6 protein-coding genes and 1 pseudogene are annotated in these 8,072 nt (G+C 72.2%); 3 read left to right on the top strand and 4 right to left on the bottom strand.

The genetic code is table 11. The features are described from left to right. On the top strand, positions 1–442 hold a 442-nt coding region (locus G6024_RS07650; protein ID WP_182640339.1), incomplete at its 5' end, for a fructosamine kinase family protein. Between the two features lie 5 nt (positions 443–447). Here G6024_RS07650 and G6024_RS07645 read toward each other — a convergent pair. From G6024_RS07645 to G6024_RS07630, 4 genes are all read right to left on the bottom strand, one after another. After that, positions 448–1,707, bottom strand: a complete 1,260-nt coding sequence (locus G6024_RS07645) for a PQQ-dependent sugar dehydrogenase (protein ID WP_235027805.1) — start codon at positions 1,705–1,707, stop codon at positions 448–450. Between the two features lie 112 nt (positions 1,708–1,819). Next, entirely contained in the window at positions 1,820–3,034 is a 1,215-nt protein-coding gene (locus G6024_RS07640; protein WP_159148399.1) for a PQQ-dependent sugar dehydrogenase, read from the bottom strand. A gap of 211 nt (positions 3,035–3,245) precedes the next feature. Beyond that, a complete protein-coding gene (locus G6024_RS07635) occupies positions 3,246–4,151 on the bottom strand; it encodes a MaoC/PaaZ C-terminal domain-containing protein (protein ID WP_067717235.1) in 906 nt (301 codons plus the stop codon). A 6-nt stretch (positions 4,152–4,157) separates the two neighbouring features. After that, complete coding sequence (locus tag G6024_RS07630; protein WP_067717281.1) at positions 4,158–5,507, bottom strand: 3-oxoacyl-ACP reductase; 1,350 nt, start codon at positions 5,505–5,507, stop codon at positions 4,158–4,160. A gap of 123 nt (positions 5,508–5,630) precedes the next feature. Between G6024_RS07630 and G6024_RS07625 the strand changes: the two genes are divergently transcribed. Next, a complete protein-coding gene (locus tag G6024_RS07625) occupies positions 5,631–6,944 on the top strand; it encodes an acetyl-CoA C-acetyltransferase (protein ID WP_067717232.1) in 1,314 nt (437 codons plus the stop codon). Positions 6,945–7,139: 195 nt separating this feature from the next. Continuing rightward, a pseudogene (locus G6024_RS07620) lies at positions 7,140–8,072 on the top strand (VanW family protein); the annotation flags it as partial.

Here is an 8,072-nt window from a genome sequence, read left to right as displayed (position 1 = left end):
AGCGGTGGACCTCGGTGTCCTCGGCGGCGCCGACCTCGCCGTGGTCGAGCGGGCCTGCGACCGCGTCGCGTCCGGCGAACTCGACGACCCCGGCGACGTCCCCGCGCGCCTCCACGGCGACCTGTGGACCGGCAACGTGCTGTGGACCCCGGCGCGGGCCGACGGGGAGGGCGGCGGAGAGAACGACGTCGAGGCCGTGCTCATCGACCCCGCCGCGCACGGCGGCCACCGCGAGACCGACCTCGCGATGCTCGCGCTGTTCGGCTCGCCGCACCCGGACGAGATCCTCCGCGGGTACGACGAGGCGCACCCGCTTCGGGAGGGATGGCGCGACAGGGTCCCGCTGCATCAGCTGCACCCGCTGGCCACCCACTCCGCCGGGCACGGCGCCGGCTACGCGATCGCACTGGCCGACGCCGCCCGGCAGGTCCTACGGCTCTAGGCCGGTCAGCCCGCCGCCGGGCTGATGCTGAACACGGAGTCGCGATTGTCGGCGTCGGAGGTCGTCACCAGCAGCGAGCCGTCGGGCTCGGGCGCCAGGGACCGCAGGCGACCGAACTCGCCCTCGAGGAGCACCGCGGAGTCGACGACGGACCGCCCGTCCTCGCTGAGTCGGAGGAGGACGAGCTTCTGGCTCCTGAGGTTGGCCATCGCGAGCGCCCCCTCCCACTCGCCCCACTCGGATCCCCGCAGGAACTCGATGTCGGCGGGCGCGAGGGTCGGGGCCCCGGAGGACCAGACGGCCTCGACCGCGTCCGGGAACTCCTCGGTGTCGGTCATGGGGACGTTCTGGTTGTAGCGTCCGTCGACGTTCGGGTTCCAGCCGTAGTTCGCGCCCGGCTGGAGGAGGTTGACCTCGTCGTGGGCGTCCGGCCCGTGCTCCGCGGAGTAGACGCGCCCGGAGTCCGGGTCGATCGCCAGGCCCTGCACGTTGCGGTGGCCGATCGTGTGGATCACCGAGTCGGAATCTCCGGCCGGGGTGCCGTCGGGGTCGATGTGCAGGGTCTTTCCGGCCAGCGAGTCGAGGGACTGTGGGCCGGTCGGGCCGTAGGTGTCTCCGGCGCCCACGTAGATCGACCCGTCGGGGGCGGCGAGCAGACGGCAGCCGCTGTGGATGCCCTCCTCGCCCAGCGGGATCCCTGTGAGGGTGTCGCGGACCTTGGTCAGCGCGGACCAGTCCCCGGCGGCCTCGAAGGTGGTGATCCGGTTGTCGCTCTCACCGTCGGCCGATCGCGACCAGCACACGTGGATCTGACGGTTCTGCTCGAAACCGGCATCCACGGCCATGCCCATGAGGCCGCTCTCGGACTGGCGGACGAGGCCGGGCAGGTCGATCTGCACCGTGCGCTGCTCCGCGCCGGGCTCCTGCACGACCATCCGGCCGCCGCGCTCGCCGGTGAGGAGGGTGCCGTCCGGCGTGCGGACCACGTCCCAGGGGATGTTGAGCCCCTCCATGACGGTGGTGGCGCGGACCGCCGGACCCTCCACCACCTCGACGCCGTCCCCCGCACCGTTGCCCACCTCGGGCGGGAACAGGACGCCCGGCGGGATCAGACTGGTGTCGAGCGACCCGGAGGAGCCACCGGGCAGGCTGCTCTGAGCGAACGCCACGGCGGGCATGACGACGACGACGGCGGCAGCGGCGGCGGCCCCTGCGAGGGAGCGGGTGCGGGTGCGGGACGAACGGGATATAGCGCGGTCGTGCACGGAGAGCTCCCAAGAGCTCCCTGCTGTGGTGTGAGAAGTGATGCGAGCCACAGGCTAGGGGTCACGAGCGGGCAGCGGTACCGGTCCGGGGCCGCGGCCGGGGCCGGGTGACTCAGCCCGCTGCGGGCCGGACGCGCAGGACCTTGTCCGTGCCGCCACCGTTGGAGGTGGTGACGAGCAGCGACCCGCCGGGCTCCGGGGTGATCGATCGCAGGCGGCCGTGTTCTCCTCGCAGGATCGCTGCGGTCGTGGTGACGGAGGTGCCGTCCTCGGACAGCGTCATGAGGACGATCTGGCTGGTCTTGAGCATCGCCACCGCCAGGGCTCCGTCCCACTCGCCCCACGCGGGGTCGTCGAGGAACGCGATCCCGCCCGGAGCGAGGGTCGGGTCCCCGGAACGCCACGCCGCCTCCACCGCATCGGGGAAGTCGCCGGTGTCGGTCATCGGTACGTTCTGGTCGTACCGGCCGCCGGAGTTCGGGTCCCATCCGTAGTTGGACCCGGCGAGCACGAGATTCACCTCGTCGTCGACGTCCGGCCCGTGCTCCGCGGCGACGATCTGGTCGGAGTCCGGCCGCAGGGCCAGCCCCTGCACGTTGCGGTGGCCGTACGTCAGGACGGGGGAGTCGCCGATGGTGTCGTCGGCCGGCTCGCCGTCGCGGGTGATGTGCAGGATCTTGCCCGAGAGCGACTCGGGGTTCTGGGGCGCCGGGCCGGTGAACGCATCGCCCGTGCCGATGTACAGAGTGCCGTCCGGATGGACCAGGATGCGGCAGCCCGAGTGCAGGCCCCGGTCGGCCAGCAGGATGCCGTCCACCAGGACGCGAGGCGCCTCGAGGGCGGACCAGTCCTCGGTGGCGGTCCAGGAAGTGACGCGGTTGTCGTCCGCCTCGGCCGAGGAATGGCAGGTGTACACCTCGCGGCTGGTGGCGAAGTCCCCGGACAGTGCCATCCCCATCAGGCCGCTCTCGCCCCGGTCGTACAGCTCGCCGAGGTCCGCGTCGACAACGGTCCGCTCCCCGCTCCCGCGGATCGCGTACAGGGTGCCCGAACCCCGCTCGCCGGTGACGATGACGCCCTCGGGGTCGCGGACGACGTCCCAGGGGATCGTCAGCCCGTCGGCGACCGTCTCCACCTCGACGACGGGGCCCTGTGTGGCAGGTTGCCCGGGGGGCTGCGACCCGACTGGGCCGGCGCCCGGGGCGCCACCGGAGTCGGTGCCATCCGGGTCGCTCGTCGTCGAGCAGGCGGTGAGCGTGACGACCACGGCCACCGCCACGAGGGCGGCCGGCCGGGCGAGGAGGCGGGGGAACTCGGTGCGGTGCACAGCTACTCCTGGGCCGGGGTGAGGGGATCCGGAAGGGCTCCCTCCCTGTGGCCGAACCTATTCGACGCGCGGGCCGCGCGACACCGGATCTCGGCCCGGCGGGTCCGGCCCGGCGACGAGAAGAGCGTCCCGCACACGTCGCCCGAGAGGCAGGTGTGCGGGACGCTCTTCTCGACGACGGAGCCCGGTCGGGCCGCGTGCCGGGTGGGGCCTAGAGCTCCTCGATGCTCGCGGTCGCGTGCACGGTGCCCAGCTTCTTGGGATTGCGCACGGTCAGCGACCAGGCGGGATCCCCGGCGCCGCCGCGACGGGCGTAGATGCCCAGCCTGGCCGGCAGGATCACGGGCTTGCCGAACTCGACCGAGTAGCGGGCCCGCTCGGGGATCCCGCCCTCGACCGTGCCGAGCAGCGTGGCGGCCGTCCACATGCCGTGGGCGATGACGTTCGGGAAGCCGAACGCCTTCGCGCCCACCTTGGACACGTGGATGGGATTGCGGTCCCCGGACACGGCCGCGTACTCCGCGATCTGCGCCTCGGACACCGACTTCACCACGGTGGGGTCGCCGATCTCGGCCGCGGTCGGCGGCTCGGGCCTCGGCGGGCGCGGGGCGTCCTTGGCCGGGGTCAGCGAGGTCCGCCGCTTCGAGAGCAGGCCCGACCGTTGCACCCAGGCGGGCTCGTCGTCGTCACCGGTACGGATCTCGGTGACCACGTCCAGCAGCAACCCGGCGGGGTGCTCACGCAGGTTCTCGGCGTGCGCCCGGATGTTGAGCTCGTCGCCGACCCGCAGCGGGCGGCGCGATTCGATCTCGTTGGTCAGGTGCACCGACCCCATCGCCGGCACCGGGTAGTCCGGATCCAGCATGAGCTGCATGCTCAGCGGGAACGCCAGGGTGAACGGGTAGGTCAGCGGCAGCTCGTCGGTCAGCCGCAGGCCACAGACGCGGGCGTAGGCGGCCAGGTTGGCCACGTCCACGCGCACGCCGGCGACCTCGACGCCCTTCGACGGCATGGCCTTGCCGTCGCGGGAGCCGCCCACGACGGGCAGGGCTCCCACCGCGGCCTTGCCGTACTGGGCGAGCAGGTTGGGGATGGCGGGAAGGCGGGTGTACTCCACGTCAGATCACGCACCCAGCAGGGACTGGCCGCACACGCGGATCACGTTGTTGGTGACCGTGGACGAGGCGGGGTTGGCGAAGTAGGCGATCGTCTCGGCCACGTCGACCGGCAGACCGCCCTGCTGCATGGAGTTCATGCGACGGCCGGCCTCGCGGGTGGCGAACGGGATGGCGGCCGTCATCTGCGTCTCGATGAAGCCCGGCGCCACGGCGTTGACGGTGACGTTCTTCGAGGCCAGCTCGGCCGAGGCGCCGTTGACGAACCCGATGACACCGGCCTTCGAAGCCGCGTAGTTGGTCTGGCCGCGGTTACCGGCGATGCCGGCCATCGAGGACACACCCACGACGCGCGAGCCCTCGCCCAGCACGCCCTTCTCGGCGAGCTCGGCGGTGATGCGCTCGGGGGCGATGAGGTTGACGGCCATGACGGAGTCCCAGCGGGCGCTGTCCATGCCGGCCAGCGTCTTGTCACGGGTGATGCCGGCGTTGTGGACGAGCACGTCGACGCGGCCGTCGTGACGCTCTGTCACGTGCTTGGCCAGGACCTCGGCGGCGTCGGCGGCGGTGACGTCCAGCGGCAGCGAGGTGCCGCCGACCTTGTTGGCGGTGGCGGACAGCGACTCTCCGGCGGCCGGGATGTCGCAGCAGATCACGTGCGCGCCGTCGCGGGAGAGCACGGCCGCGATCTCGGCGCCGATACCGCGGGCGGCGCCGGTGACGACGGCGAGCTTGCCCTCGAGCGGGCGGTCCCACGATGCCGGGGCGGTGGCCGAGCCGGCCCCCACGCGGAACACCTGCGCGTCGACGTACGCCGACTTGCCGGACAGGATGAACCGCAGGGTGGACTCGAGCCCGGAGGCTCCCGCGTCGGCGTCGGGGGAGACGTACACGAGCTGGACGGTGGAGCCGCGCTTCATCTCCTTGCCGAGCGAGCGGGTGAAGCCCTCGAGCGCGCGCTGGGCGATGCGCTCCTCGACCGAGCCCGTCTCCTCCGGGGTGGTGCCCAGCACGACGATGCGGCCGCTGGCGGCGACGTTGCGGACGACCGGGTTGAAGAACTCGAACAGGGCCTTGAGGTCCTCCGGGCGACGCAGCGAGGTGGCGTCGAAGACGAGGCCGGCGAACTTGCCCTCGGCGCCCGCGGCGGCCAGCTCGTAGTCGCCGACCAGCATCTCCCGGACGGGCTCGGCCAGGCGGCCCTCGCCGCCGATGAGGACGGGACCGTGCAGGGCGGGCTGTCCGGCCTCGTACCGACGCAGCTGCTCCGGCTGCGGGAGGCCGACCTTGCCGGCGATGAACGACCCCGGGGCCGAGGTCACGAACTGCGAGTAGAGGTCGAGGTTGCCCTGTGCCATGGCGATCATCTCCTGGAGAGGTGCGGTACTACGGGTCGACAAGTAACTTACTGCTGAGTAACAATACGTGCAGGGCCGCGTTTCGGGCCACCGGACACCGAGAACACAACGGGAGTGACACACGTGACCACCAGCCCCCGCAAGGTCGCCATCGTCGGCGGCAACCGAATCCCCTTCGCCCGCTCGAACGGCAAGTACGCGGACGCCTCCAACCAGGACATGCTCACCGCCGCGATCGACGGACTGGCCAGCCGCTACAACCTCCAGGGCAAGCGCGTCGGGTCGGTCGTCGCCGGCGCCGTGCTCAAGCACTCCCGCGACTTCAACCTCACCCGCGAGTCGGTGATCGGCTCGGTGCTCGACTCGGCCAGCCCGGCCTACGACGTCCAGCAGGCCTGCGGCACCGGCCTGGCCGCCGCGATCCAGGTGGCCGACGCGATCGCCCTCGGGCGTATCGAGTCCGGCATCGCCGGAGGCACCGACACCACCTCGGATGCGCCGCTCTCGGTGAACGACGACCTGCGCAAGACCCTCATCAAGGTCAGCTCCGCCAAGTCCACCGTCGACCGCCTGAAGCTCCTCGGCGAGATCCGCCCGCAGGGCCTCGTGCCCGAGCAGCCGCAGAACGCCGAGCCGCGTACCGGGCTGTCGATGGGTGAGCACGCCGCCATCACCGCCCGCGAGATGGGGGTGACGCGCGCCGACCAGGACGCGCTGGCCGTCGCCAGCCACCACAACCTCGCCGCCTCCTACGAGTCCGGTTTCCAGGACGACCTCGTGACGCCCTACCTCGGCGTGGCCCGCGACGACAACATGCGGCCCGACTCCTCCGAAGAGAAGCTGGGCAAGCTCAAGCCGGTCTTCGGCAAGCGCGACGCCGAGGCCCACGGCACCGAGGCCACCATGACGGCCGGCAACTCCACCCCGCTGACCGACGGCGCCTCCACCGTGCTGCTGGCCAGCGAGGAGTGGGCGAAGGAGAACAAACTGCCGGTCCGCGCCTACCTGGTGGACTCGGAGACCGCCTCGGTGGACTTCGTCCACGGCCACGACGGTCGCACGCCCGACGGGCTGCTCATGGCCCCCACCTACGCGGTGCCGCGGCTGCTGGCCCGCAACGGCCTGACCCTGCAGGACTTCGACTACTACGAGATCCACGAGGCGTTCGCCTCGCAGGTGCTGGCCACCCTGGCCGCGTGGGAGTCCGAGGAGTACTGCACCGAGCGCCTGGGCCTGGACAAGGCCCTGGGGTCGATCGACCGCTCCAAGCTCAACGTCAACGGCTCGTCGCTGGCGGCTGGTCACCCGTTCGCCGCCACCGGCGGCCGCATCCTGGCCGCCGCGGCCAAGCTGCTCGAGCAGAAGGGCTCCGGCCGGGCGCTCATCTCCGTCTGCGCCGCGGGCGGCCAGGGCGTCACCGCGATCGTGGAGCGCTGACCCCCGCACCTCGTCCATCTCGCCGCGGGCTCGTCCCGTGAGTCCGATGAGCGCAGCCCCCGCGTCCGGCGCGGGGGCTGCACTCATCGGTATCGGTCCGTCATAGTGGTGTTCACAGTGGTTCGGGCGGGGACGTCCCCGGCCGGCGGCCCGCGGGGTTCCGCCGTCCCCCGCTCGGGAGGAGGTGGATGACGCGTGGTCGAGTCCCACGATGACGACACCCCGGCACGCCCCGTCGCGATCGAGGGCGCGGGCCCGCTCCCGGCTGCGTCCGACCGACATCGGTACCGGGTGCGGTCGCGGTGGATCTACACCGGTGTGGGCCTGTTCATGGCACTCGCGGTCCTGTACGGCTTCGATCTTGTGCACAGCATCGGCCGGGTCCCGCGCGGGACGGAGGTCGCCGGCATCCAGGTGGGCGGGATGCGGACCGCCGACGCCGAACAGCGACTGATCGCCGAGCTCGGACCGCGGGTCGACGACGAGGTGGATCTGCGCGCCGGGGCCGTGTCGACCACGCTGGACCCCGACTCGGTCGGCCTGTCGGTGGACTGGCAGGGCACGCTCGACCGGGGCGGTGAACAGCCCCTCAACCCGCTGAAGCGGCTGATCAGCGTGGTGTGGTCGACCGAGGTCGGGATCGCCAGCGTCATCCCGGACGCCCGGCTGACCGATTTCCTCGAGCGCCTCGCCCTCCAGGCGGACTTCGAACCCCGCGAGGGCGCCATCTGGTTCGACCGGGATCAGGTCCGCTCGGCCATCCCGCTCGACGGGCAGCGCCTACAGATCGAGAACTCCCGCGACGCGGTGCTCGAGCACTGGCTCGACGACAACGGAGTGGACCTGCCCGTCGACTACACGCCCACCGAGACCGACGCCGAGCAGGTGCGGGCGCTGATCCGGGACGTGGCCGAGCCCGCCGCCTCCCGGGACCTGACGCTGCTGGCCTCGCGGATGCGCGACGACGGCACCGAGCCGGCGACCATCACCGTCACCACCAGGCTCCCCGCCCCGCCATCGGCCCCCGGGCGCGAGCGGCCCGAGCCCGCCGAGCGGGAGATCGAGATGGTCGACCCGGACGACCCGGGCGCGGTGCCGGTGCTTTTCCCCCGCGACCGGATCGGGGAG

Source organism: Dietzia maris (assembly GCF_014144855.1).
GTDB classification, from domain to species: Bacteria; Actinomycetota; Actinomycetes; order Mycobacteriales; family Mycobacteriaceae; genus Dietzia; species Dietzia kunjamensis.
This window is presented reverse-complemented; position numbering and strand designations above follow the sequence as displayed.

Excerpts from the sequence above, each read along its gene's own strand:
- G6024_RS07630 (WP_067717281.1), bottom strand. The coding sequence starts at position 5,507 with ATGGCACAGGGCAACCTCGACCTCTACTCGCAGTTCGTGACCTCGGCC.